This is a genomic window from Fodinicurvata halophila, from assembly GCF_042651425.1.
GTDB lineage: Bacteria > Pseudomonadota > Alphaproteobacteria > Kiloniellales > DSM-21159 > Fodinicurvata > Fodinicurvata halophila.
In genome coordinates this window covers 219687-245966 of the sequence record NZ_JBHSCW010000007.1, presented here as the reverse complement: position 1 = coordinate 245966, position 26280 = coordinate 219687, and the positions used below count along the sequence as shown (strand labels likewise).

Annotated in this window: 20 protein-coding genes; 12 read left to right on the top strand and 8 right to left on the bottom strand. The window is 66.9% G+C overall.

From position 1 onward, the window contains the following. Window positions 1–8 precede the first annotated feature (8 nt). The gene (locus tag ACFOW6_RS13380) at window positions 9–1694 is read left to right on the top strand and encodes a methyl-accepting chemotaxis protein (RefSeq protein WP_382422887.1); all 1686 of its coding nucleotides are present in this window, start codon (window positions 9–11) and stop codon (window positions 1692–1694) included. A gap of 182 nt (window positions 1695–1876) precedes the next feature. Then, window positions 1877–4786, top strand: coding sequence for a [protein-PII] uridylyltransferase (locus ACFOW6_RS13375; RefSeq protein ID WP_382422886.1), 2910 nt, complete (start codon window positions 1877–1879; stop codon window positions 4784–4786). A gap of 28 nt (window positions 4787–4814) precedes the next feature. On the opposite strand, the gene ACFOW6_RS13370 is transcribed toward ACFOW6_RS13375, so the two are convergent. From ACFOW6_RS13370 to metX, 3 genes are all read right to left on the bottom strand, one after another. Further along, a complete protein-coding gene (locus ACFOW6_RS13370; RefSeq protein ID WP_382422885.1) occupies window positions 4815–6701 on the bottom strand; it encodes an ABC transporter ATP-binding protein in 1887 nt (628 codons plus the stop codon). Between the two features lie 138 nt (window positions 6702–6839). Then, window positions 6840–7460 carry a methionine biosynthesis protein MetW gene (metW, locus tag ACFOW6_RS13365; RefSeq protein ID WP_382422884.1) on the bottom strand — a complete coding sequence of 207 codons (621 nt, stop codon included), beginning with the start codon at window positions 7458–7460 and terminating at the stop codon, window positions 6840–6842. 29 nt (window positions 7461–7489) lie between these two features. Next, window positions 7490–8713, bottom strand: a complete 1224-nt coding sequence (gene metX, locus ACFOW6_RS13360) for a homoserine O-acetyltransferase MetX (protein WP_382422882.1) — start codon at window positions 8711–8713, stop codon at window positions 7490–7492. A 223-nt stretch (window positions 8714–8936) separates the two neighbouring features. Between metX and ACFOW6_RS13355 the strand changes: the two genes are divergently transcribed. From ACFOW6_RS13355 to ACFOW6_RS13345, 3 genes are read left to right on the top strand one after another with little or no spacing between them, the layout of a single operon-like run. Next, complete coding sequence (locus tag ACFOW6_RS13355; protein WP_382422881.1) at window positions 8937–9845, top strand: chorismate mutase; 909 nt, start codon at window positions 8937–8939, stop codon at window positions 9843–9845. Next, window positions 9842–10915 (top strand): histidinol-phosphate transaminase, encoded by a 1074-nt coding sequence (gene hisC / locus ACFOW6_RS13350; RefSeq protein ID WP_382423011.1) that lies wholly within the window; start codon window positions 9842–9844, stop codon window positions 10913–10915. The genes ACFOW6_RS13355 and hisC overlap by 4 nt, the downstream gene beginning before the upstream one ends. A 10-nt stretch (window positions 10916–10925) precedes the next feature. Then, on the top strand, window positions 10926–11855 hold the full coding sequence (locus ACFOW6_RS13345) for a prephenate/arogenate dehydrogenase family protein (RefSeq protein WP_382422880.1): 930 nt from the start codon (window positions 10926–10928) through the stop codon (window positions 11853–11855). On the opposite strand, the gene ACFOW6_RS13340 is transcribed toward ACFOW6_RS13345, so the two are convergent. Further along, window positions 11839–12855, bottom strand: coding sequence for a DUF2125 domain-containing protein (locus tag ACFOW6_RS13340; RefSeq protein ID WP_382422879.1), 1017 nt, complete (start codon window positions 12853–12855; stop codon window positions 11839–11841). The two genes, ACFOW6_RS13345 and ACFOW6_RS13340, sit on opposite strands and share 17 nt — an antisense overlap. 130 nt (window positions 12856–12985) lie before the next feature. Between ACFOW6_RS13340 and ACFOW6_RS13335 the strand changes: the two genes are divergently transcribed. After that, complete coding sequence (locus ACFOW6_RS13335; protein WP_382422878.1) at window positions 12986–13594, top strand: gamma-glutamylcyclotransferase; 609 nt, start codon at window positions 12986–12988, stop codon at window positions 13592–13594. Window positions 13595–13656: 62 nt separating this feature from the next. Here ACFOW6_RS13335 and ACFOW6_RS13330 read toward each other — a convergent pair whose 3' ends face one another. Continuing rightward, window positions 13657–14976, bottom strand: a complete 1320-nt coding sequence (locus tag ACFOW6_RS13330) for an aspartate aminotransferase family protein (protein WP_382422877.1) — start codon at window positions 14974–14976, stop codon at window positions 13657–13659. A 158-nt stretch (window positions 14977–15134) separates the two neighbouring features. On the opposite strand from ACFOW6_RS13330, the gene ACFOW6_RS13325 reads away from it, so the two are divergent. The 6 genes from ACFOW6_RS13325 to ACFOW6_RS13300 all read left to right on the top strand — a co-directional run bounded on the left by ACFOW6_RS13325 (window position 15135) and on the right by ACFOW6_RS13300 (window position 21982). Next, on the top strand, window positions 15135–17153 hold the full coding sequence (locus tag ACFOW6_RS13325; RefSeq protein ID WP_382422876.1) for a tetratricopeptide repeat-containing sulfotransferase family protein: 2019 nt from the start codon (window positions 15135–15137) through the stop codon (window positions 17151–17153). A 105-nt stretch (window positions 17154–17258) separates the two neighbouring features. Then, window positions 17259–18041, top strand: coding sequence for a class II aldolase/adducin family protein (locus tag ACFOW6_RS13320; protein ID WP_382422875.1), 783 nt, complete (start codon window positions 17259–17261; stop codon window positions 18039–18041). Window positions 18042–18178: 137 nt separating this feature from the next. Beyond that, the gene (locus ACFOW6_RS13315) at window positions 18179–19198 is read left to right on the top strand and encodes a DctP family TRAP transporter solute-binding subunit (RefSeq protein ID WP_382422874.1); all 1020 of its coding nucleotides are present in this window, start codon (window positions 18179–18181) and stop codon (window positions 19196–19198) included. Window positions 19199–19276: 78 nt separating this feature from the next. Further along, window positions 19277–19798 (top strand): TRAP transporter small permease, encoded by a 522-nt coding sequence (locus tag ACFOW6_RS13310; RefSeq protein ID WP_382422873.1) that lies wholly within the window; start codon window positions 19277–19279, stop codon window positions 19796–19798. Next, the gene (locus ACFOW6_RS13305) at window positions 19795–21075 is read left to right on the top strand and encodes a TRAP transporter large permease (RefSeq protein WP_382422872.1); all 1281 of its coding nucleotides are present in this window, start codon (window positions 19795–19797) and stop codon (window positions 21073–21075) included. The genes ACFOW6_RS13310 and ACFOW6_RS13305 overlap by 4 nt, the downstream gene beginning before the upstream one ends. Before the next feature lie 16 nt (window positions 21076–21091). Continuing rightward, window positions 21092–21982: an amidohydrolase family protein gene (locus tag ACFOW6_RS13300; RefSeq protein ID WP_382422871.1), complete on the top strand. Its 891-nt coding sequence runs from the start codon at window positions 21092–21094 to the stop codon at window positions 21980–21982. Between the two features lie 29 nt (window positions 21983–22011). On the opposite strand, the gene purH is transcribed toward ACFOW6_RS13300, so the two are convergent. The 3 genes from purH to rpe form a co-directional block, all read right to left on the bottom strand. After that, window positions 22012–23598, bottom strand: coding sequence for a bifunctional phosphoribosylaminoimidazolecarboxamide formyltransferase/IMP cyclohydrolase (purH, locus tag ACFOW6_RS13295; protein ID WP_382422870.1), 1587 nt, complete (start codon window positions 23596–23598; stop codon window positions 22012–22014). An 86-nt stretch (window positions 23599–23684) separates the two neighbouring features. After that, window positions 23685–25487, bottom strand: coding sequence for a heparinase II/III family protein (locus ACFOW6_RS13290; RefSeq protein ID WP_382422869.1), 1803 nt, complete (start codon window positions 25485–25487; stop codon window positions 23685–23687). Beyond that, a complete protein-coding gene (gene rpe, locus ACFOW6_RS13285) occupies window positions 25484–26152 on the bottom strand; it encodes a ribulose-phosphate 3-epimerase (protein WP_382422868.1) in 669 nt (222 codons plus the stop codon). Before rpe ends, ACFOW6_RS13290 begins: the two co-directional genes overlap by 4 nt. Between the last annotated feature and the right edge of the window lie 128 nt (window positions 26153–26280).

Genomic DNA, 26280 nt, shown 5'->3' with positions numbered 1-26280 from the left:
TAGACTCCATGCCTTTCTTGCCCAGTACCTTGCAGGGTCGCACCAAGCTGTTTGTTGCGATCGTCTGTGCCATGTCCTTGCTCGCCGTCTTCATGATCTGGATGGCGGGTCAGAGTGTAGGTCGCGAGCGTGCGGCCGTAGATCGACAGATTGAATTCCGTCAGTTGGGCCAGGACCTGGCGGCCGCGTCCGATTACCTGACGAATCAGGCCAGGCTTTATGCCGTGACGGGTAATCGCGAACACCACGAGAACTACTGGCGCGAGGTCGAGGAAACCCAGACGCGGGACAAGGTGGTCGAGCGGCTGCGTGAACTGAATGCGCCCCAGGCGGAATTGGAGCTGATCCAGCAGGCGCAGGAGAGCTCGAACGGGCTTGTGGAAACCGAGGACCAGGCCATGGCCGCGGTGGCCGAGGGGGACATGGACCTGGCGCGCAGCCTGATGTTCGGTGAAAATTACGACAGCCAGAAAGCGCGCATCATGGACTATGTCGCGCAGTTCCAGCAGATGATGAACGAGCGCGCCGCGGCCGAGGCGGCGACTGCGCGCGACCAGGCACGGCTGTTGCTGAATACGGGACAGCTGATGGTCGTGGTGCTGGCCGGGCTGATGGTTGCGGTCCTGGTTTTCTTCTTCAGCCGCCGCGTTGTCCGCCCGGTGGCGGGGCTCAGCCAGACGGTGCGTCGCCTGATCGATGGCGATCATGCCGCCGAGATCCCCTCCCGGGACCGCAAGGACGAGATCGGCGAACTGGCCGGCGCCATGCAGCAGTTCAAGGAAGAGACGCGCGAACGCGAACGCCTGGCGGCTGAACAGGCGGAAGAGGCCGAGCGCAAGGCCCGGCGAAATGATCACATCCACGCCGTGACGCAGCGCTTCGAATCCGAGATCGACACGATCCTGCAAAGCTTGGGCGATGCAGCCAGCGAGCTGCAGACCACGGCCCAGTCGATGTCGGCGGTGGCCGAGGATGGGACGCTGAAAGCCCAGAGCGTGGCCTCGGGCACCACCGAAGCCGCCAGCAATGTCCAGACCGTGGCGGCGGCGGTCGAGGAGCTGACCGCCTCGATCCGGGACGTGACCTCTCAGATGTCCAAGACCTCGCAGATTGCGAAGCAGGCGGCCATCAAGACCGACAGTGCGGTCAGCCAGATCGATGGCCTGCGCGAAGGCGCGGTGCGTATCGGCGAGGTCGTGGAGCTGATTCGGGACATTGCCGAGCAGACGAACCTGCTGGCGCTCAACGCCACCATCGAGGCGGCGCGGGCCGGCGAGGCCGGCAAGGGCTTTGCCGTGGTGGCCTCGGAAGTGAAGAACCTGGCCACGCAGACCTCCAAGGCGACCGAGGACATCACCGGACACATCGAGGGCATTCGCAGCTCTGTGGACGATACCGTGCCGATGATCGAAGCCATCTCTTCGGTGATTGGCGAGTTGAACGAGATCGCCTCGTCGGTCGCGGCCGCGGCCGAACAGCAGTCCTCGACCACGGCAGAGATCAGCCGCAACGTGACCGAAGCGGCCCGTGGCACGGAAGAGGTCTCGAAGAACGTGGCCTCACTGCACGAGGCCAGCCAGACAACCAGTGCGGCCTCTTCCCAGGTGTTGGGAGCAAGTTCATCGCTTTCGGAGAGGTCGGACAGGATCAAGTCCGAGATCAAGAACTACCTGAAGGAGGTCCAGGCCTCCTGACGGGGCGGAGAGTGAGGCTGTTTCCGTTTATTCTCAAATCACTGCCACCCTCATGATGCTCCGGTGCACCCCGTAGAGGTGCACCGGAGCATCTGTGCTGAGCCCGTCGAAACATCCTGGCACCGACTTCGCAGCTTTCCTTACCCCTTGCCCTGAAGCGGCAAAGGGACAATCCTTAGGGCATGGTTTCACCGACACCCGCCGCCGTTCCCGAAGAGGCCCAGCCGCTGGCCGAGGCCGCGCTTGCAGGCGGCAGCCAGCCTGACGACCGGCTGCGCGGCCGGCGCGACATTGTCAATCGCCAGCGCCTGCAGGAGAAGATCGCCGCCACATGGTTCCGCGCCTCGACGCCGGAGCGCGCGCGTTCGGAGATCCTCGACATCCTGAAGGAGGCCCAGGCCGACGGCCGGGACGAGATCGAGCGCCGCTTCCATGACGGCGCCTCGGGCCTGATGACCGCCCAGGCCTTCAGCTTCCTGGCCGACCAGATCCTGCGCCTGGTCTACGATCACGTCAGCCACGACCTCTATCCCCTGCACAACCCCTCGACGGCCGAGCGCTTGGCGCTGGTGGCCGTGGGCGGCTACGGCCGCGGCGAACTGGCGCCCTATTCCGACATCGACCTCTTGTTCCTGCTGCCCTACAAGATCACGCCGCGCAGCGAGCAGGTGATCGAGGCCGTGCTCTACTTCCTCTGGGACCTGGGCTTCAAGGTGGGCCACGCCACCCGCTCGGTGGAGGACTGCATCCGCCTGGCCCGCGGCGACGTCACCATCGCCACCAACCTGCTGGAGAAGCGCTTCCTGTGGGGCGACCAGGCCCTGTTCCTGGAGCTGCGCGAAGGTTACCGACGCGAAGTGCAGAACGGGCGCAGCGCCGCCTTCGTCGAGGCCAAGCTGGCCGAGCGCGACGCACGCCACCAGCGTCACGGCGAGGGCTCGCGCTATGCGCTGGAGCCCAACATCAAGGAGGGCAAGGGCGGCCTGCGCGACCTGCACACCCTGTTCTGGATCGCCAAGTTCGCCTATGGCCTGGACGACATCGAGCGCTTCATCGATACCGGCGTCTTCTCGCGGCCCGAGGTGCGCAAGTTCGCCAAGGCGCTGTCCTTCTTCTGGACTCTGCGCTGTCACCTGCACTTCCTGACCGGCCGCGCCGAGGAACGCCTGACCTTCGACCTGCAGCACCAGATCGCCCCGCTGATGGGCTACAAGCAGCACGCCGGCACCCAGGCGGTCGAGCGCTTCATGAAGCACTACTTCCTGATGGCCAAGGACGTGGGCGACCTGACACGCATCTTCTGCGCCCAGCTCGAGGCCGAGCACGAGCGCCGCTCGCGCTTCCGCCTGACGCCGCTGCTGGGCCAGCGCCGCCTGTCGGGCTTCCAGCTGGACGGCGACCGCCTCTGGGTGAAGGACGCAGGTCTCTTTCAGAAGAACCCCGTGGAGATGCTGCGCATCTTCCAGGTGGCGCAGCAGCATGACCTGGACATCCACCCACAGACCCTGCGCTGGATCACGCGCAACCTGAAGTACATCACCGACTCCGTGCGCAAGGACCCGAAGGCGAACGCCATCTTCCTGGACATCCTGACCTCGGAGCACGACCCCGAGGTGACGCTGAGGCGCATGAACGAGGCCGGCGTGTTCGGCCGCTTCATCCGAGACTTCGGGCGCATCGTCAGCCAGATGCAGTTCAACATGTACCACCACTACACGGTGGACGAGCACACCATCTTCGCCATCGGCATCCTGCACGACATCGAGCAGGGCCGCCTGGCCGAGGAGGCGCCCATCGTCACCGAGGTGGTGCACAAGGTGCTCTCGCGCCGCGCCCTCTATGTCGCGGTGCTGCTGCACGACATCGCCAAGGGCCGGCCCGGCGACCACTCCGAGGTCGGCGCCGAGATCGCCCAGCGCCTTTGCCCGCGCCTGGGGCTGAGCGAAGAGGAGACCGAGACGGTATCCTGGCTGGTGCTGCACCACCTGAACATGAGCGACACCGCCTTCAAGCGCGACATCGACGATCCCGAGACCATCCAGTCCTTCGCCGACCTGGTGCAGTCCATGGAGCGCCTGCGCCTGCTGCTGATCCTGACGGTGGCGGACATCCGCGCCGTGGGGCCCAATGTCTGGAGCGCCTGGAAGGCCGCCCTGCTGCGCGAGCTCTACTGGCGCACCGAGGAGGTGCTCTCCGGCGGTCTGATCACCGAGGGGCGCGAGCGCCGCGTCGAGGCGGCCCAGCAGGCCCTGCGCCAACAGCTGTCCCACTGGCCGACCGAGGAGGTCGAGGCCCACCTGGAGCGCGGCTATGCCTCCTACTGGCTGTCGCTGGACGCCGAGACCCACGCCCGCCACGCCGAGATGGTGCGCGAAGCCGAAGCGGCGGGTCGCCAGCTGAGCGTGGACACCCGCATCGACGACTATCGCCAGGTCACCGAGGTCACCATCTATACCCCCGACCATCCGGGCCTGTTCAGCCGCATCGCCGGGGCGCTGGCCGTGGCCGGCGCCTCGGTCGAGGGCGCGCGCATCTTCACGCTGTCCAACGGCATGGCGCTGGACATTTTCTATATCGAGGAGGCCAGCGGCGGCCCCTTCGATCGCGAGGACAGGATCGAGCGCCTGCGCGCGGCCATCGAACAGAGCCTGACCGGCCGCCTGAAGCCCCTGCAGGAGCTGAAGAAGCAGCGCTCGTCGCTGCCCTCGCGCCTGGAGGTCTTCAAGGTGCCGCCGCGCGTGCTGATCGACAACAAGGCCAGCCGCAACCACACGGTGGTCGAGGTCAACGCCCGCGACCGGGCGGGCCTGCTGCACCGGGTGACCGACGTGATCACCCGGCAGAACCTGATCATCGACAGCGCCAAGGTCACCACCTACGGCGAGCGCGCCGTGGACAGCTTCTACCTGCACGACGCCCTGGGCAGCAAGGTCGAGGACGACGCCCGCCTGCGCCGCCTGCGCCATCGCCTGCTGGAAGCCCTGGAGGCCACACCCGGCGGGGCCGAGCCGGCGCGCAAGACACCCGCACGCCAGCGCGGCGGACAGGGCCGGAAGACCGCAGCGAAGGCGGCACGGCAGACCACGGCCTGATCGGCGGCGGCGCCCGCGCTTGTCCGCGCTATTCGGCCACCTGCGGAGGCGCCTGGCCGGCCTCCCCGTCATCCTCCACGCCCAGGAAGCCGCCGGACTGGCGCTTCCACAGCTCGGCGTAGAGCCCGCCGCGGCGCAGCAGCTCGGCGTGGGTGCCGGTCTCCACGATCCGGCCCTCGTCCAGCACCACCAGCCGGTCGAGCACGGCGATGGTGGACAGGCGGTGAGCGATGGCGAGCACGGTCTTGTGCTCCATCAGGGCATAGAGCTGTTCCTGGATCGCCGCCTCCACCTCCGAGTCGAGCGCCGAGGTCGCCTCGTCGAGCACCAGGATCGGCGCGTCTTTCAGCAGGACCCGGGCGATAGCGATCCGCTGGCGCTGCCCGCCCGACAGCTTGACGCCGCGCTCGCCGGCATGGGCCTCCAGGCCCTGCCGGCCCTTGGTATCGCGCAGTTCCTCGACGAAGTCGAGCGCCTGGGCGCGTTTCAGGGCGTCGCGCACCGCGTCGTCGCCGGCGTCGGGCCGGCCATAGCGCACGTTCTCGCGGATCGAGCGGTGCAGCAGCGAGGCGTCCTGGCTGACCATGCCGATCTGTCGACGCAGGGACTCCTGGGTCACCTGGGTGATGTCCTGTCCGTCGATCTCGATGCGTCCTCCCTCCAGGTCGTAGAAGCGCAGCAGCAGGTTGACCAGCGTCGATTTCCCCGCCCCGGAGCGACCGACCAGGCCGACCTTCTCGCCGGGCTTGATGTCCAGCGAAAGTCCCTCGATCACGCGGCTGTCGGTCACGCCACCCTCGGGCCCGTAGTGGAAGCGGATGTCCTGGAAGGAGATCTCGCCGCGGGGCACGGCAAGCGCGCCGGCATCGCTGCGGTCCGTCACGGCCCGCGGCCGGGCGATGGTGTTGATGCCGTCCTGCACCGTCCCGATGTTCTCGAACAGGCTGGCGACCTCCCACAGGATCCAGTCGGACATGCTGCGGATGCGCATGACCAGCGCGATGGAGACCGCGATCGCGCCCAGCGAGATCGCCGCGTTCAGCCAGGCGAAGATGGCCACGCCCGCCACCGAGGCGAGCAGCAGCGCGTTGGCGGTCTGCAGGCAGACGGTCAGCAGGGTGACCTGCCGCATCTGGCGGTGCACCGTGTCGATGAACCCGCTCATGGCGCCACGCGCATAGTCCTGCTCGCCCCGGCTGTGGGCGAACAGCTTGATGGTCTGGATGTTGGTGTAGCTGTCCACCACTCGGCCGGTCATCATGGCCCGGGCATCGGACTGGGCCATGGAGATGGCGCGCAGCCGCGGCACGAAATGGACCAGGATGAAGAGATAGACCGCCAGCCACCCCAGCAGCGGCACCATCAGCCAGGGATCGGCGCCGCCCATCATCACCAGCGCGCCGGTGAAGTAGACGACGACATAGACCAGGACGTCCATCAGCCGCATCACCGTCTGCCGGATGGCCAGCGCCGTCTGCATCACCTTCTGCGAGACGCGCCCGGCGAACTCGTTCTGGAAGAACGAGAGGCTCTGTCCCAGCAGGTAGCGGTGGGCCAGCCAGCGCGTGATCATGGGATAGTTGGCGAAGATCGTCTGGTGGACCAGCAGCGACTGGGCGAGAACCACCAGCGGAAAGCCGACCACGATCAGCAGGGCCATGCCCGCCAGGCTCATGCCGTGCTCGGCAAGAAAGCCCTCGCGATCGGCATTCGACAGCCAGTCGACCAGGGAGCCCATGTAGCCGATGACGACCACCTCGATCACCGAGATCATGGCCGTCAGGACCGACATCACCCCCAGGAACGGCAGCACCGGCCGCGAATAGTGCAGGATGAAGGCCAGCAGCCGGCGCGGCGGAGTCCCGGGCTCCTGGCTGGGAAAGGGGTCGATCAGGGTCTCGAAGTAGCGGAACATGAGCATCACCGACGGGAGAGGAAAGGAAACACCGCGGCCGCACTGGCCCTTCGTTCTGCGGAGTCGGGGCACCATAGGACCTCAAGTATACTTGAGGTCAAGCCGGCCATGAAAAAAGGGCGCGGGGCCAGGCCCGTCTCAGGCCTTGCGCAGCAGGAAGACTCCGTCCTGGCCGCAGAGGTTGGCGGTGCGCAGCGAGCGGATGGGTCGCGGCCTGAGCGCCTCGCCCACGGTATAGGCTTCCTCGATCACCACGCCACAGGCCATGCAGAGCTCGACGAAATCGCGGATGGTGCAGAGATGGATGTTCGGCGTCTCGTACCAGGGTTCGGGCAGCAACGGCGTGTCCGGCATGCGGCCGTTGACCAGCAGCGACAGGCGGATACGCCAGTAGCCGAAGTTGGGAAACGAGATCACGGCATAGCTGCCGATGCGCACCAGCTGGCGCAGCACGGCGCGCGGATCGCGCGTGGCCTGCAGCGTCTTGGAGAGCACCACGAAGTCGAAGGCACCATCGGGATAGGTGTTCAGGTCGCTGTCGGCGTCGCCCTGGACCACGGAGAGGCCCTGGGCGACGCTGGCGTTCACCCCTTCCTGGCTCAATTCCATGCCGCGCCCGATGACCCCCTTCTCCTCCACCAGATAGGACAGCAGCACGCCGTCTCCGCAGCCGATGTCCAGCACGCGGCTGCCGTCGTCGATCATGTCGGCGATCAGCTGCAGGTCGGCGCGAATCGTCTTGGTGTGCGGCGAGGACATGGCGGTTCCTGAAAGCTCCCGGCTGCGCGTCAGCTGATCCGCCCGGCGTCCCAGGCGGCCTCGCCCTCCGGCAGCGGCCTCAGCTCGCCGGTGGGCAGGTCGATCTGTTCGGCGCAGCCGTTGAGAAAACCGTGCAGGGTTTCGTGGAACTCCGGCTCGTTCAGCAGGAAGGCATCGTGCCCCTTGTCGCTTTCGATTTCCACGAAACTGACGTCCGCCGTGGCGGCGTTGAGCGCATGCACGATCCGGCGGGCATCCGCGGTGGGAAACAGCCAGTCGCTGGTGAACGAGATCACGCAGAAGCGCACCGGCGAGTTGCGGAAGGCATTGGCCAGCACGCCGCCGAAGTCGGCCGCCAGGTCGAAGTAGTCCATGGCGCGGGTGATGTAGAGATAGGAGTTGGCGTCGAAGCGCTCGACGAAGCTGGCGCCCTGGTAGCGCAGGTAGCTCTCCACCTGGAAGTCCGCGTCCAGGCCATAGGACAGCTCGCCCCGGTTCTGCAGGCGCCGACCGAACTTGCGGTGCAGGGCCTGTTCCGAGAGATAGGTGACATGTGCCGTCATGCGCGCCACCGCCAGGCCGCGGCGCGGGATCTTGCCGGTCTCCAGATAGCGGCCCTCGTCCCAGTCGGGATCGGCCATGATGGCTTGGCGCCCGACCTCGTGGAAGGCGATGTTCTGGGCCGAATGATAGGACGCCGTTGCGACGGGAATCGCCGTGCGCACGCGCTCGGGAAACTTGGAGGCCCACTCCAGCACCTGCATGCCGCCCATGGAGCCGCCGACCACGGCGAACAGCTTGTCGATTCCCAGGTGGTCCATCAGGCGCTTCTGGGCATGCACCATGTCGGTGATGGTGATGAAGGGGAAGTCCAGGCCCCAGGGCCGACCGGTGGCCGGGTTGATATCCTTGGGGCCGGTGCTGCCCAGGCAGCCGCCCAGCACGTTGGAGCAGATGATGAAGTAGCGCTCGGTGTCCAGCGGGCGGCCGGGGCCGATCAGCACCTCCCACCAGCCCGGCTTGCCGGTCAGCGGATGGGTCTCGGCCGCAAACTGGTCGCCGGTCAGCGCGTGACAGACAAGAATCGCGTTGGACTTGTCCGCGTTCAGCTCGCCATAGGTCTGATAGGCGATGGCGAACTGCTCCAGGCTCTCGCCGCAGTCCAGCGGCAAGGGGCCCTCGTGGCCCAACTCGACCCGAGGGCCCGGCAGGCTGCGCAGAAGGTCCGGCGATTTCGGGGCTGTACCCGTCATGCTCCTCAGTCCGACAAGGAAGTGATGGTGTTTCGCAAGGCGGTCCGCACAGGTCCCGCGTGAAGGGCCTGACACTAAGCAGGCGAGAGGCGGCTCCTGTCAATGCCCTGTTGCGGCGGACGGCCTTGCGGGTTCATCATGTCGTTGTCTTTGATTTTACCAGTTGTTCCGACTATTCCTAGGCGCCTTTCGTCAATTCTTCAGGATGTAAAGTATCACAACCATGGACCAGGGTGACCCCTCTCTCGACGAGCTGCGCAGCGAGATCGACCGGATCGACGACGCCCTGCACGATCTTCTGATGCGCCGCACGGAAGTCTCGCGCAAGGTGCGCGACGCCAAGGGAGATACCCCCGCGGTCATTCGTCCGGCCCGCGAGGTGCAGGTCCTGCGCCGCCTGCTGGGTCGTCACAGGGGCTCCCTGCCCGGCGCCGTCCTGGTGCGCATCTGGCGCGAGATCTTCTCCGATTCGCTGGCCCAGCAGGGGCCCTTTTCCGTGGCCGTGCTCAATGACGGGTCGGAAGCCTCGCTGGTGGGCATGGCCCGCGATCACTTCGGCATCCTCACCCCGATCCAGGAGCACAGCTCGCCATTGAGGGTGGTCAATGCGGTGGCCGAGGGTGAAGCCTCGGTGGGCCTGGTACCCCCGCCAGAGCACGAGTCCGCGGATCCCTGGTGGCGCTATCTGGCACGCGAGGGCAACGACGTGCCGCGCGTCATCTCCCGCCTGCCGCTGGCCGCGGCGGCAACCCCAAGCACTCCGCCGGGACAGAGCGGCCTGATGATCGGTCTCGTGCCGCCGGAGTCCTCCGGCGAGGACAGCAGCTACCTGATCGTCGAGACCCGCAGCCACTTGAGCCGGGGCGCACTCAAGGAGCTCTTCGAGAAGAGCGGCCTGTCCCCGGACAACATCTATGTCCAGCGCAGCGCCGACTCCGGCCATGGCGAAGACCTGCTGATGGTGGAGCTGCCCGGCTTCATCACCGACGACGACGAACGCCTGAACACCCTGATGGACATCGAGGGCGAGCGCCTGAACGCGCTCTGGGTCGTCGGCTCCTACCCTCTGCCTTTCCAGGCAAGCCCCCTGAGCGAACCCCAAGCAGCCCAGAAGGAACGGGAAAAACCCTGATGGCCCCAACCGCAAGATCCGCCATCTACGACATCGCCCCCTACGTCGGCGGCGCCTCCGCCATCGAGGGACGGGATCAGGTGATCCGCCTGGCCTCCAACGAGAATCCGCTGGGCGCCGGCACCGCGGCGGTGGATGCCTATCGCGCGGCCGGCGACAGCCTGTTCCGCTATCCCGACGGCGGCGCCACGGCCCTGCGCCAGGCCATCGCCGAGGTGCACGGCCTGCCCGCGGACCAGATCGTCTGCGGCGCCGGCTCCGACGAGTTGATCGCGCTTCTGGTGCGTGCCTACGCCGGACCCGGCGACGAAGTGCTCTACAGCGAGCATGGCTTCCTGATGTATCCCATCACGGCCCGGACCCAGGGCGCCGTGCCGGTGCAGGCGCCGGAGCGCAACCTGCGCAGCGACGTGGACGCCCTGCTGGCCGCGGTCACGCCGCGCACGCGCCTCCTGTTCCTGGCCAATCCCAACAACCCCACCGGCAGCTACCTCAGCCGCGACGAACTGGAGGCGCTGGCCCGCGAACTGCCCGACGAGGTGTTGCTGGTGATCGATGCCGCCTATGCCGAATACGTGGAGGCAGCGGACTACAGCGACGGCAACGAACTGGTCGACCGCCACCCGAACGTCGTGGTCACGCGCACCTTCTCCAAGATCTACGGGCTGGCCGCCTTGCGTCTGGGCTGGGCCTATGCCGCGCCCGAGGTGATCGACATCCTCAACCGCGTGCGCGGCCCCTTCAACGTCTCCGCTGCCGCCCAGATCGCCGGCGAGGCGGCGGTGCGCGACCGCGAGCACGTGGCCCGCTCCATCGCCCACAACAGTCGCTGGCGCACCTGGTTCACCGAGCAGCTGGCGCGCCTCAACCTGCGGGCCGAGCCCAGTGTGGCCAACTTCGTCATCGTGCGCTTCGCCGACGCGGCAGGGGCCGCCGAGCACCTCAAGCAGAACGGCATCCTGGTGCGGCAGATGGCCGCCTACGGCCTGCCCGACCACCTGCGCATCACCATCGGCACCGAAGACGACATGCGCGCCGTGATCGATGCGCTTTCGAACTACGAGCAATGAGCGGCCCCCGATGAACCGACCCCTCTTCGACAAGGTCACCCTGATCGGCGTCGGCCTGATCGGCTCGTCGCTGGCCCGCGCCATGCACCGGCACGGCCTGGCCGGCGAGATCGCCGGCTGTGCCCGTACCGAGGAGAGCTGCGCGCACCTCTTGGAGCTGGAGCTCTGCGACACCGCGCACAGCGATCCGGCGGAGGCCGTGCAGGATGCCGACCTGGTCATCCTCTGCGTGCCGGTCAGCGCCAACGCCGCCCTGGCCGAGGCCATGGCGCCGGGCCTGAAGCGCGGCGCCATCGTCAGCGACGTGGGCTCGGTCAAGCAGTCGGTGATCCGCGACGTCGATCCCTTCCTGCCGGAAGGCGTGCACTTCATTCCCGGCCATCCCATCGCCGGCACCGAACACAGTGGACCCGAGGCCGGCTTCGCCGAGCTGTTCGAGAATCGCTACGTCATCCTGACGCCGCCGCCGGGCAGCGACGAGGAGGCGCTGGAGAAGGTTGCCCAGCTATGGCGGACCTGCGGTTCCACGGTGGAGATCATGGAGCCGGGCCATCACGACAAGGTGCTGGCGATCACCTCGCACCTGCCGCACCTGATCGCCTACACCATCGTCGGCACGGCGGCGAACCTGGAGGAGAGCGAGCGCCGCGAGGTGGTCAAGTACTCGGCCAGCGGCTTCCGCGACTTCACCCGCATTGCCGCCTCCGATCCCATCATGTGGCGCGACGTCTTCCTCAACAACCGCGAGGCCGTGCTGGAGATGCTGCAGCGCTTCAACGAGGATATCACCGCCCTGCAGCGCGCCATCCGCTGGGGCGAGGGCGAGATGCTCGAGTCGCGCTTCCAGCAAACGCGCGAGATCCGCCGCGGCGTGGTCGAACTGGGCCAGGCCGGCACCTTCGACCCGCGCGAGCCGGAAAAGGTCAAAAAAGAGGAGTGAGCGGGAACAGCGGCACCGGCCCCAGATGGAAGGTGCCGTCCTGGGCCGACAGCGGCAGTTCCACGACCTGCTGGCCGCTCTCGGAATCGCGCTGCGACGCCGCCTGGGCACCCGTCTTGAGAATCGGGGCCAGCCCCTCGTCCAGAATGCCCTGCTCCACCAGCCGATCGATGGTGGCCTCCAGCCCGCTCACCCGGGCGGTGCCGGCGCCCTCCGGACGCAGGCGCGAATCCAGGGCCACGGTGGCTTCACCCGACAGGTCCAGCGGCCCCCAGACCAGCCTCAGTTCGGTCAGTTCCAGCGTGCCGCCGGCATCACGCCACTGCATCAGCGCGCGTTCCGGCGGCCCCGGCGGCAGGGGCTCATTGAGGGTGCCCGACGTCTCGAAGAGATCGACTTGCTGGCCCAGCGGAGGATCGCTGGCACTGGGCAGGTCAAGCCCATCCAATCGCGCATGGAAGGGTTGTACCGCGTCTTCCTGCTGGTCTTGGCTGCCTGCCAGGCTGCCGAAATCCAGGTGAACCGACTCGGCCGCCACGCTGCCATCGAAAAGGCCCACGAGGGCCAGGCCTTCCAGCCGGGCGCGCAGGCCCTCCACACGACCGTCACGGCCCAGTTCCACCTCGGCGCGTCCCGCGGCAGTGGCCAACTCGATGCGCGGCAGGCCACTGTCGGGCGGAGGATGCAGGCGCTGCGTCCCGGGAAACGAGAAGGACAAATGCCGCGGCGCCCAGACGGCGGCTTCGCCCGTCAGCTCCGGTGCTTCCCAACGCATGCCATCCGCGTCGGTCACCCGCGGCCCCTCGGCGTGCAGGCGCAGGTGGAAGGGAAAGCCGGAAACCGTACGGCTGGAGGTCTCGACCACCCGGCCCTCAGCCTCTTGCCGGGCGATCCAGTCATCGACTTCGGACTCCAGGCGCTGGGCCGACCAGAACCAAAAGCCGCACCAGAGGACGGCCAATACAGCCAAGGCAAGAAGAAGGCGCAGGGTCAATCGCATGAAGGTCATCTTATGCGGCCATCACCGCCGGGCCAAGTCCCCCTGATGGCGTCATCCATACAATCTGCGTCCCTGTAATAATCTGCCCGGGCCTTTGCCGTTTGTACCGCGGCGCGTTACCATACCCGCCATGAGACACGAGTCAGACGAGCGGGAAGACGCGCCGGCCGCCGCGTTCGCCTTCGGGCCGGACGCCGTTGTCCACCGCGAACAGCCGGAGCTACCCCCCAATGAAGACTACTGGGTGTTCGGGTACGGTTCGCTCATGTGGAATCCGGAATTCGATTTCGCCGAATCCCGCTCGGCCCTGCTGCGCGGCTATCATCGGCGTTTCTGCATCTACTCCACGCGCTATCGCGGCACGCCCGATGCCCCCGGCCTGGTCCTGGGCCTCGACCGCGGCGGCGCCTGCCGCGGCATGATCTTTCGCGTGGGTGCCGAGCGGGCACAGGATGCCCTGGATTACCTCTGGGAGCGTGAGATGGTGACCGGCGCCTATCGCTGGAAATGGCTGACCTGCCGCACCGAGCAGGGAGCGGTGCCGGCGCTGTGCTTCATCGCCGACCCCAAGCACCCGCAATACGCCGGAAACCTTTCCTTCGACCAGACCCTGCACTACATCCGCCAGGCCGAAGGTCGCCGCGGCCCCTGCCGCGACTACCTGGCCAACACCACCGCCCATCTGGACGAGCTCGGCATCCACGACCGCATGCTCAAGCGCCTGACGGAAATGCTGTAGAGCCGCCCCATCCGCCTGTGCCGAGATCCTGCACAAGCGGTTCCATTGGGGCTTAATCGAACCTACCTCTTTCTCCGCGCCAGCTCGTCCAGGCTCTCGCCCAGGGCCTGGTCCAGAATCGCGACGCCGCGGTCGATCTCGTCGTGGTTCACGGTCAGAGGCGGAGCGATGCGCCAAACGGCGCCGCGTTCGGGGCGGCGGCGGATGTTCATGCTGAGCCCCAGCTCGAAGCAGCGCCGGGTGGTCAGCGCACCAAGTTCGTGGTGCGCCTCGCGGCTGCTCCGGTCCTTCACCAGCTCCACGCCCAGCAGCAGGCCCAGGCCGCGCACATCACCGATCTCCTCATAGCGTTGCTGCAGGGCTTCAAGCTGCTGGCGCAGGTAGGCCCCCGTATCCCGCGCCCGCTCGATCAGGCGCTCCTCCTCCAGGGTCTTCAGAACGGCCAGGCCCACGGCGGCGGGCAGCGGATCGGAAACATGGCTGGTGTAGTAGGTGAAACCGCGTTCATGGGCACGCGCCTCTACCGCATCGCTGGTGATCGTAGCTGCCAGCGGCAGGCCGCCGCCCAGGGTCTTGGAGACCGTCATGATGTCCGGCGTCACCCCGAAGTGCTCGGCGCCGGTCCTGGCTCCGATGCGCCCGAAGGCCGTCTGTGCCTCGTCGAAGATCAGCAGCATGCCGCGCTCGTCGGCGGCCTTGCGCAGGGCCTGCATGTACTCCGGAGGCGGCACCAGCACGCCGCCGGCACTGATCACCGGCTCGACGATGATGGCCGCCGGTGCGCCGGCGGATTGCATGTCGAACATCCGCAGCCCCAGCTCCAGCGCTGCCAACGCCGACTCCGCATCACTGCCCCCGGGAATCCAGGGGCGATAGCTGTTGGGCTCGGGAATCGGGAAGACTCCGGGCACGCCGGGACCATAGCCCTTGCGGTCGCTGGCGAAGGACACCGACGAGGCCGCCCCCGTCACTCCGTGCCAGGAGCCGCCGACGGCGATGACCTCGTAGCCGCCGGTGTAGAGCTTGGCCATCCTCAATGCGGCCTCGTTGCTCTCGCTGCCGGTGTTGATCAGCAGCGAGCGCGTGAGCGGCGCCGGCATCCAGTCGTCTGCCAGGCGCAGGGCCAACTGTGCCGCCGCTTCCGGCACCATGCCGCTGAAGAGATGCAGGGCCTGCTCTCCGGCCCGGTGCAGAGCCTCCAGGATGGCCGGGTGATTGTGTCCGATGGTGGCGCACATCTGGCCCGAGGTGAAATCCAGGATCTCGCGGCCCTCGTCATCCCAGACCTTCGCCCCCCTGGCGTGCGAGAACAGGTTGTCGAAACGCTCGCCGCCATAGCGAACGAGATGATCGCGGGCCGCTGCCCGCAGCTCTTCGTCCATTCTATCCGGTCTTCCTTGTTGGATGTACAGCTTGTCGGCGACAAGAGCGAACGCCGCCCGGCCGGCCCTGTCAAGGGCGGGGTGGGCTGTCCAAGGGGCCTGTTGGCTGCTAAACAGACGGTGCACAGGCAAACATTCGGCAGGAGTGGCAAGCGGCCATGAATCGCAAGGAACGACGGGCCCAGGCCCGCACGGGTAGCGCCCCAAGACAGGCTGGGACCGGGGGCAACGACCCACAACTGGCCCAGGCGCTGGCGGCTCATCGCAGCGGCAATCTGGCGGCCGCACAGCAAGGCTATCAGGCGGTACTGCAGCGTCAGCCCGACAACACGGAGGCCCTGCACAATCTGGGCCTGCTGGCCGCCCAGGCCGGCGACTACCAGGCCGCCAGCCAGATGGTCTCCCGTGCCCTGGAGACGAAGCCGCGCCACCCAGCGGCCCAGCGCGACCTGGGCAAGATCCTCTACGCCGCCGGCCAGCTGCAGCCCGCCGCCGAGGCCCTGAGGAAGGCGGTGGAGCTGGCGCCGCGCGATGCCGAGGCACAAGCCCTGCTGGGCGCCTGCCTGACCGCCGGCGGCGAGGGCGAGGCCGGCGAGAGCGCCTGCCGCAAGGCCCTGAAGCTGGCCCCCGACCGCCCCGACATCCTGCTGCAGCTGGGCAACGCCCAAGCCTGGCAGCAGAAGTTCGACGAAGCCATCACCACCTATCGAAAGCTGCTGAAGCGCCAGCCCGATCACAGGGAGGCGCGCGGCAACCTGGCGCGCTGTCACTACAACCAGGCCATGACGCTGGTTGGCCAGGGCGAGCTGGAGGCCGCCGGCGAGTCCCTGCGCCTGGCGCTGCAGATCGACGAGTCCTTCGCCGATGCCTGGAGCAACCTGGGCAGCCTGCTGAACCAGCTGGGCCGACCGGAGGAGGCCGAGGCCGCCTGCCGCCACGCGCTGGAACTCAACGCGCAGGACCCGGACGCCCGCGCCAACCTGGCCCTGATCCTGGAGCACGCCAGCCGGCTGGACGACGCGCTGGCCGAAGCCGAGACCGGCCTGGACCAGGCACCGCAGCATCCCTGGCTGCGCCTGGCCGCCGCCAAGGTGGAGCGCCGACTGAACCGTGGCGAGGCCGCACTGCAGCGCTTCACCGGCATCACCGCGCCGCAGGACGGACCCTATCCCCTGCGCCTCGACTGGCACTTCGAGCAGGGCCGCCTGTTCGACCGTCAGAACCGGCCTGACGAGGCGATTGCCGCCTTCCACGCCGGCAACCGTCTGGCCAGCGAGATGGCGGAACAGCTGTTCTCAGCGCCCGGCGGGCGCCAGCGGGGGATCACGCGCCAGCGCATGGAGGCGCTATCGGCGCGCATCACGCCGGAGCGCGTGGCTCGCTGGAGCGCGCTGACACCGCCCAGCGCGGAGGACAGCCCAGTCTTCCTGGTGGGCTTCCCACGCTCGGGCACTACGCTGCTGCATCACGTTCTGGAGAGCCACCCGCGTCTGCGCGTCGCCGAGGAGGTGGAGGCCCTGCTCTCGGCCGAGGCGGCCCTGGCAGGAGACTACACAGGCTGGCTGGACCGCCTGGAACATTTGGACGAGGCCGGAGCCAAATCCGCCCGCCAGGCCTATCTGCAGCGGCTGACGGCCGACCTCCCGGACAAACCCGGCGCGCGGACCGTGGACAAGCTGCCGCTCAACATCCTGCGCCTGCCCGAGATTCATCGCCTCTATCCGAACGCCAAGATCATCCTGGCGCTGCGCCATCCCTGCGATGTCTGCCTCAGCGCCTACATGCAGAACTTCGATCTTAACGACGCCATGGCGAACTTCGTCACGCTGGAGGAGACAGGACGCTTCTATGCCGAGGTCATGGGCCTCTATCGCCGCTATCGCCAGGTCCTGCCGCTGGACGTTCATGCCCTGCGCTACGAGGACCTGATTGACGATTTCGACGGAGTGGTCGGGTCTCTGCTGGACTTCCTGGATCTGGACTGGGACGAGAAAGTGCGCGACTTTGCCGAGACGGCGCGCCAACGCCAGCGCATCGACACGCCCAGCTACAGCCAGGTTACCGAGGGTCTCTACGATCGCGCCCGCTATCGCTGGGAGCGCTACCGCAACCACCTGAACCCGGTGATCGAACAGGTCCGGCCCTTCCTGACCGACTTCGGCTACCCGGAAGTGTAAGACACAGCAATCGGCAACCGCTGGAATCACTCATTGACTCAGAAAATTTCCGCTCGCCATAATTCCTTGTATAAATAGAACATACTCGGGATGGAGGAGACAGCGATGTCGGTGAATGCCATAAGGACCCAACCGTCGCTGCGCGACCAGGTGTCGGCCGAGGAGTGGGACACGCGCGTGAACCTGGCGGCATGCTATCGGCTGATGGCGCTCTACGGCATGACCGACCTGATTTACAACCACATCTCGGCGCGCGTTCCGGGCCATCCGGACCAGTTCCTGATCAATTCCTACGGCCTGCGCTACAGCGAGATGACGGCCTCCAGCCTCTACAAGATCGATCACCAGGGCAACGTCCTGCTGACGCCGGCCACGGACTACGATTTCAACCCGGCGGGCTTCGTCATCCACAGTGCGGTGCACGAGGCACGCTCGGACGTGGACTGCGTGATCCATACCCACACCCGGGCCGGCATGGCGGTCTCGGCCATGAAGTGCGGTCTGCTGCCCATCGCGCAAACCTCTATGCGCTTCTACAACCGGGTAGGCTATCATGACTACGAAGGCGTGGCGCTGGACCTGGACGAGCGCCAGCGTCTGGTGGCCGATCTCGGGCCACACTACGCCATGATCCTGCGCAACCACGGCCTGCTGACCTGCGGACTGAACATCGCGCATGCCTTCAACCTGATGTATTGGCTGGAGAACTCCTGCAAGGTCCAGGTCGACGTCATGAACGCCGGGACGGACCTGCAGTTGCCCTCCGACGAGGTTTGCGAAAAGACGGCACGCCTGTACGACCCGGACGTCCGCCGCATCTACGGTGAACTGGAGTGGGAGGCCATGCTGCGCCAGGTCGATGCCCAGAACCCGGGCTACGACCAATAGCGGCCGGCTCGCCATTCCGTACAAGAAACTGCGAACAGGCAGCCCCCGAAAGGCTTTTCCCCTGTCGGCCCGCACCCCGAAGAGGGATGCACAACAACGATAATAACGATCAGATGAACAATGAGAGGAGACGCGTCATGAAACCCGGAAAATTCCAACTGCGCAAATATCACCTGCTTGGACTGTCCGCTGCTGTTCTCGCCCTGACTGCCCTTCAGGCGCCCGGCGCAGAGGCGCAGGAGCGCCTTCGCATCGGCTGGACGAGCGCCGACAGCGATACGGACCCCTATGCCATCGCCGCGCATTACTTTGCCGAGGAGCTGGAGAACGAGGCGCCGGGGGAATTCGACATCAGCTTCTTCCCCAACAACGAACTCGGCAATGAAACCGAGATGCTGGAGGGCATGCAGCTCGGAACGCTTGAGGCCGCCGTCATCACGGGCACACAGATCGCCTCGATCTCGTCTGCGTTCCAGCTGATCGACCTGCCCTTCCTGTTCAAGGACAACGAACAGGCGCGCGAAGTGCTGGACGGCGAAGTGGGCCAGATGATGCTCGATACGCTGGAGCCCAAGGGAATCGTCGGGCTCGGCTTCGTCGAGGCGGGCTTCCGCAGCACGATCAACAACGTGCGTCCCGTCCACACGCCGGAGGACATGGAAGGCATCCGCCTGCGCGTGCAGCCCTTCGACATCTACCTGGACAGCTTCGAGCGCTTCGGAGCCGATCCCATCCCCATGGAGTGGAGCGAGGTTTTCACCGCCGTTCAGCAGGGCACCATCGACGGACTGGAAATTCCTCTGAGCGTGATTTACGCCAACAACTTCCCCGACGTCACCCAGTACCTCTCGCTCACCCAGCACGTCTACAACGCCCCGGCCCTGCTGGTCTCGAAACAGACCTTCGACCAGCTCAGCGACGAGCTGAAACAGGCGGTCCGGGACGCTGCAGAGACCACTGTCGAACGGCAGCGTGAAACAGTGGGCGCCAACAACCAGGACATGGTCGGCCGCATCGAAGAGGCCGGCATGGAAGTGAACGAGGTCGAGGACATCTCCGCCTTTCAGGAGCTCGTCCGTCCCGTCTACGAAGACTATCGCGAGGACATCGGCAGCGAGCTGATGGACAAGGCCCTCGAAGCGACCGGGCAGAACTAGGCTGAGACCATCGCATCGCCTCCGGCGGAAGCAACACCCGCCGGAGGCGATGCGCTCCGATTGTCAGGCTCGTCCCGTATGATTTTTATGCCGCTTCTTCATAAGCCACTCGATACGATCAGCCTGTGGGTCGGGCGCATCGTGGCCGCTGTCGTCTGCGTTACGGCCGTGGCACTCGTGGCCACGCTGCTGATCGGGGTCTTCTTTCGCTACGTGCTGCACAGCTCGCTGCCCTGGCCCAGCGAGATCAGCCTGCTGCTGTTTTCCTGGACGGTCTTGCTGGCGGCGAGCCTGGGCGTGCGCGAAGACTTTCACGTGCGCGTGACCCTGCTTCGCGACCTCCTGCCCGGCGTCCTGTCCGACATCCTGGAGCGCCTGATCCTGCTGGGGGTCGGGATATTCGCCCTCGCCATGCTGTATTATGGCTGGCAGTTCGCGGAATTCACGGCCGGCCGGACCTCGGCGGCGATCAACTACCCTCTGTGGCTGCGCAACGCCTCCGTCCCCGTGGCGGGGGCCTTCATGCTGCTGCATGTCCTGGCCCGCCTGACCCGGCCGAGCCTGCGTGAAGCGGGAAGCTCGGGGAAGGCTGCCCTATGACCACCGTGGCCATTGTCCTGATCGTGGGGCTGTTCGTCCTGCTGCTCCTGGGCATGCCGATCGCATTCACGCTGGGCCTCCTGGCGCTGGTGGGGATGTGGCTGAACGATGCGAATCCGCTGATCCTCAGCCAGCGTCTCATCGCCGGTACCGGCGTGCACAGTCTGCTGGCGATCCCGGGCTTCGTGCTTGCCGGCTACATCATGAGCGAGGGTGGACTGTCGCGACGGCTCGTCCACATCGCGGCCTCGATGATCGGCCACCTGCCCGGCGGGTTGAGCATGGCCACCGTGGGGGCCGGCACCTTCTTCGGGGCCATTTCCGGCTCGGCCCCCGCAACCACGGCCGCCATCGGCTCCGTCATGACGAGTGAGCTAGAGGAACGTGGCTATGAACGGGGTTACGCGGCCGCACTCGCCACTGCCGTCGGCCCTCTGGGCCAGATGATTCCGCCCTCGATTCCCATGGTCGTCTGGGGCGTGCTGGCGGAGGAATCGATCTCCAAGCTGTTCCTGGCGGGGATCATTCCCGGCCTGGCCGCCGCCCTCGGGTTCGTGGTGATCAGCTATCTCTATGCCGTGATCCGGGGCGTGCCGCGCGTCGGCTGGATGGGGTTTGGTGAAATCGCCCGGGCGATCCGCAACGGGATCTGGGCGCTGTTCACGCCCGTGGTCATCCTGGGCGGCATCTACGGCGGTGTCTTCACGCCCACGGAGGCCTCCATGGTCGGCGCCTTCTACAGCTTCGTCGTCGGCGTCTTCATCTATCGCGAGCTGAGCTGGCGCAAGCTGCCGGGCGTGCTGCTCCAGTCGCTGCGCACCACCGCCATCATCATGTTCATCATCTGCACGGCTTATGCCTTCGCCTGGGTCGTCTCCAACGAGCAGCTGCCCTCCCAGGTCGCCGAGCAGCTGCTCTCCATCACGGACAACCCGATCCTGATCCTGCTGATCCTCAACATCCTGCTGCTGCTGCTGGGCGCCGTCATCGACACGCTTTCGGCGATGGTGATTCTCAGCACGGTCCTGATCGCCGTGGGCAACCAGATCGGGCTGGAGCCCATTCAGCTGGGCGCGATGGTGGTCATCAACTTCGCGGTTGGCATGGTGACGCCACCGCTGGGTTATTCGCTCTTCGTGGCCGCCTCGATCACCGGACTGCGCATAGAGACGGTGGCACGGCATCTCTGGCCGTTCCTGCTGGTCCTCGTGGGCGTCATCGGCCTTGTCTCCTATGTCCCGTGGGTGACGCTGTGGCTGCCCAGCCTGATCGACTGAGAAGAAGGAAGCGACGATGAACGACTCGATTCCCGTGACCCCGGACCCCGTGGCCAATCCCGCCAGGCCCTCAACCCCGCTTCCGGCCGGAGCCTGCGACAGCCATGCTCATGTCTTCGATCCGCAGGGCCGGACCCCTCTGGCACCGAACCGGGAATACTCGCCCTCCCACGCCCCGCTGGACAGGTACGAGGCGCTTTTGCGCCATCTCGGCTTCGAGCGTGCCGTTCTCGTGCAGCCAAGCGTCTACGGCACCGACAACAGCTTCATGGTGGAGTGCCTGGAGACGAAGGGGCCGACGGGGGATGACAGCTTCCGCGGGATTGCCGTCGTCGACAGCTCGGTCACGGACACCGATCTCGAGACGATGCAGCGCGTCGGCGTGCGCGGCATCCGCATCAACCTGGTCTACGGCGGCGGCGTCGACCTGGAGGTGCTGAACAGCCTCGGTACCCGCCTCGCGTCGCTGGGGTGGCATGTACAGTTTCTGGTGGATCTCTCGAAACTGCCGGACTTCGCCAGCCGGGTCGACGACCTGCCGGTTCCCTTCGTGGTCGACCACATCGGCCACTTCCCGGCCCGCCTGGGCCCCGAGCTGCCCGCCTTCCGCGACCTGCTCGGTCTGGTGCGCGAGGGCCGTGCCTGGGTGAAGGTCTCCGGCCCCAATCGCATCAGCACCCGGCCGACGGCACCCTTCGACGACGTCCGTCCCCTGGTGGACCCGCTGGTGGAGGCCAACCCGGACCGCCTGCTGTTCGGCACCGACTGGCCGCACGTCAACCTGTCGCCACCCATGCCGGACGACGGCGACCTGGTGGACGACCTCGCCAACTGGATCCCGGACGAGGCCATCCGCCAGCGCATCCTGGTCGACAACCCGGCCAGGCTCTATGGGTTCGATGGGTAAAGAACGGCGCGGGGAGTCCTGCTCAACACTCAGTGCCGGAAGTGGCGCATGCCGGTGAAGACCATGGCGATGCCGGCCTCGTCGGCGGCGGCGATGACCTCCTTGTCGCGCATGGACCCGCCGGGCTGGATCACGGCGGTGGCGCCGGCCTCGACGGCGGCCAGCAGGCCGTCGGCGAAGGGGAAGAAGGCATCCGAGGCCACCACGGCGCCCTTCGCCCCCTGCTCGCCGAAGGCGTCCTTCGCCTTGCTGGCGGCAATCCGGCTGGAGTCCACGCGGCTCATCTGCCCGGCACCGATGCCCACGGTCGCGCGGTCGCGGGCATAGACGATGGCGTTGGACTTCACGTGCTTGGCCACGCGGAAGGCGAACAGCAGGTCCGACAGTTCGCGCGCCTCCGGCTTGCGTTTCGTGACGGTCTTCAGGTCGCTGGGTCCGACACAGCCGCTGTCGCGGTCCTGGACCAGGTAGCCGCCCGACAGCGACTTGACGGACAGCCCGGGTTCCGCCGGATCGGGCAGGGCATCGGTCAGCAGCAGGCGCAGGTTCTTCTTCTCCGCCAGCACATCGCAGGCGGCCGCCTCAGCCTCGGGGGCGATCACAACCTCGGCAAACAGCTTCGTGATCTCCTGCGCCGTCTCGCCGTCGAGCGGTCTGTTGACGGCGATGATGCCGCCGAAGGCGCTGACCGGATCACAGGCCAGTGCCCGCGCGTAGGCCTCCTTCAGGCTGCCGCCCTCGGCCACGCCGCAGGGATTGGCATGCTTGATGATGGCCACGGCCGGATCGTCGAACTCGGCCACCAGTTCAAAGGCTGCATCGGTATCGTTGTAGTTGTTGTAGCTGAGCGCCTTGCCCTGCAGCTGGCGCGCCGTGGCCACGCCCGGGCGCCGGTTGCCGCCGCCGTAGAAGGCGGCTTGCTGGTGCGGGTTTTCGCCATAGCGCAGCTTCTCGCCCAGTTCGCCAGCCAACACCAGAGAGGGCGGGAAAGCGACCTCCTGCCCCGCATTCATCCAGCCGGCCACGGCGGAATCGTAAGCGGCCGTGTGCGCGAAGGCTTTCGCCGCCAGTTCGCGCAACAGGTCCTGCTGCAGGCCACCGCCATCCATCTGCTCGATCACCCGATCGTAATCCGCAGGGTCGGTCAGCACGGCCACGGCATCGTGATTCTTGGCCGCCGCGCGCAGCATGGCCGGCCCGCCGATGTCGATCTTCTCCACGCAGTCCGCGCGCCCGGCGCCGGAGGCCACGGTCTCGCGGAAGGGGTAGAGATTGACGGCCAAAAGGTCGATGGGCCCGATCCCGTGTTCCTCCATCGCCGTGCGGTGGCTCTCCAGGTCGCGGCGGCCCAGCAGGCCGCCATGGATCTTCGGGTGCAGGGTCTTGACCCGGCCGTCGAGAATCTCGGGAAACCCGGTGTAGTCGCTGACCTCCGTCACCGGAATGCCGGCATCGCGCAGTGCCTTTGCCGACCCCCCCGTGGAGAGGATCTCCACATCGCGCGCCGCCAGGGAGCGGGCGAATGTCACGAGACCGCTCTTGTCATAAAGCGAGAGCAGGGCGCGGCGCACCTTCACGGGCGCCGGACGATCAGCCTGGGGTGTCTGGTCTGACATGCGGGAACTCCGGATTACTGGTCAGCGGATCTCAGGCCCTGTTGTAATCAAGAGTGGTCGCTTTGTCCCCCCTCGCGGCAAAAAATTCAACGCTTGCCCGCCGGCTTGTCGCGCACCGCTTCGCGCTGCAGGGCCCATTTGACCCGCGCGCCGTCCCGGCCGCAACGTCCGCGCAACACCACCTGTTGGCTGCGCCGCGGCTGTGTGTCGCCGAAATAGACCGAGTCCTCCAGGGCGATCGCTGCCCCGCTGCACCGCAAGCGCCAGCCGCCTGCCTTGGGCAACCGCAGCAGCACCGCGTCCCCGGTCTGCACCAGGGCCGCCTGTACGTTGGGATGAAGATGGAAGCGTACAGTAAAGTCCAGAGGGCGGTCGAACGGGTCGGCGCCCGAGGGTTCGACCCGGTCCTCGCCGCGCAGGTCGTCGCCGCTGGCCGCCAGGTAGAGCATGCGCCGATGCAGGGCACCCAGGCGTTCGGCGTAACCGTCGTGCTGGGTCTCCAGCAGGGTCGCGCCCTCTTCCTCGTTGCGCCGGCAGAGCACGTTCTCGGCGCGCGCCACCAGACCGGTCTGCCAGAAGGCCCGCCCGCCGGAGAGCAGCGAGGAGTTGGTCTCCGCCAGGGTCAGGGTCGAGTGGGCCGCGGTGACGCGCAAGGCCTGGCGCAGGGCATCGCTGCCGGTCTGGCCGGCCGGGGCTCCGCAGTTGACGATCATGCGTTCACGTCCGACGCTCATCTCGAAGCTGAGCGTTCCCGCATGGGCCGCCATGTCCAGGCCCGGCGGCGCCGGCGACCCACTGTCCAGAAGTACGAGCGTACGTCCGGCCTGCATGCGCTGGAACCCTGTCTGAGGTGCGGAAGTACGCGGACGACGGCGGGCATCGGCCCGGCGCAGCACCATGTCCACCTTGAACCCTTCCTCGGCCGTCGAGCCATTGAACAACGCCAGTCCGCCATCGCCGTGCTGCAGCAGCCGCAAGGTCGGTCCCATGCCTTCGATCGCCAGCTGCAGTTCGTCGGGCAAAGGCGCACCTGCGGCGTGCAGGGTGGCCTTGATATCCACCAGGTCGCGCAGCACCGCAAGATGGCGGCCGGGGCTGCGTTCGCAATGCCCGCCATCGGCCAGCACCTGCTGCGTCAGTTCGCGGGACAGCAGGGCCAAGGCCTGCTTCAGCCAGGGTTGCCCATCCGGCAGGCAGGCACCGGCGATGGCCAGGCCGCGCAGGGCCACGATCAGGTCCGCGCCGGTCAGGCCGGCTGGCAAGACAGAAGACAGGTGGGCGGCCTGCCGCGCAGCGGATTCAAGGAGTTTCTGACGGAAGTCGATCTCGGCGCTGGCGGCGAAGAAGTCGTACTGGCCCAGCCAATGCGACAGCCGGCGTCCGATGACCAGCGGATCCCAGGCGGGGCTGCTCCAGGTGCGATGCTTCTCCATCCATTCGGTTGTCAGCGCGCGTGCCTGCCGACGTGCCGGATCACCGTTGCAGGCGCGCAGGTCGCGCAGCCAGGAAAAGCTGTGCAGCTCCTCCAGCCAGGCCTTCGAGGCCTGCTCCGGACTCCATAAGGGTCTCGGGTTCTCCAGGGTCTGGCCTGCGAAGGTAAAGCGCAGGTCCACCAGGGCGCGCCCGCGCTCGGCCTCGCCCGGCCAGGGATCGGGCGGCAGGCAGAGCGGGGTCGCGCTCTCGATCCGGGGCAGGAAGATGCCGTAAAGCGGGCTGCGGTAATAGGGCCGTTTCAGACGATACACCAGGCGCTGCCAGAGCAGGCGGCGCGGCAGGGCGCCCAGCGCTCGGACCCGCGCCGAAAGCGGTGGTTTCCGCCCCTTGCGCCATACGTCTTTTTGCGCGGGCGGTGCGGGCGCTGTCTCGCCGGCCACCGCGGCCTCCGTCATCCGGCGTGTCCGCGCAGGGCGCGGATGTTCTCGGCATAGGCCTCCGGCCCGCCCTTGAAGGTGGCGGACCCGGCCACCAGAACGTCGGCCCCGGCGGCAATCGCCTGGGGCGCCGTCTCGCGATTGATGCCGCCGTCGACCTCCAGGTCGATGTCGCGCCCGCTGTCATCGATCATGCGGCGCAGGGACTCCAGCTTGCGCAGGCTCTCCGGAATGAAAGCCTGCCCGCCGAATCCTGGATTGACGCTCATCACCAGGATCAGGTCGACCTCTTCCATCAGCGGCTTCACGGGGGCCAGTGGCGTCCCCGGATTGATCGAGACGCCGGCCTTCTTGCCGAAGGACTTGATCAGCTGCAACGTGCGATGCACATGCGGCCCGGCCTCGGGGTGCACGGTGATGATGTCGGCACCTGCCTTGGCGAACCCCTCGATATAGGGATCGACCGGAGAGATCATCAGGTGGACATCGAAGGTCCGCTCGCTGTGCGGCCGCAGGGCCTTCACCACGTCCGGGCCGATGGTGATGTTCGGCACGAAATGACCATCCATCACATCCACGTGGACATAATCGGCACCTGCCTCGGTGATGGCGCGAACCTCCTGGCCCAGGGCCGCGAAGTCGGCGGAGAGGATGGACGGGGCGATACGTATGTTCTTCTGCATCGGGAAGGCGGACCTTACGCTTGTAAAGAGGGTCTCGAAGCAAAACCGGAAGTCTTCGGGTGATATCAGCAAGCTGCGCCCCCGTCAAAGCTGTCCAGGGACAATCCCGGCGTCGTGGACGCCGGGTC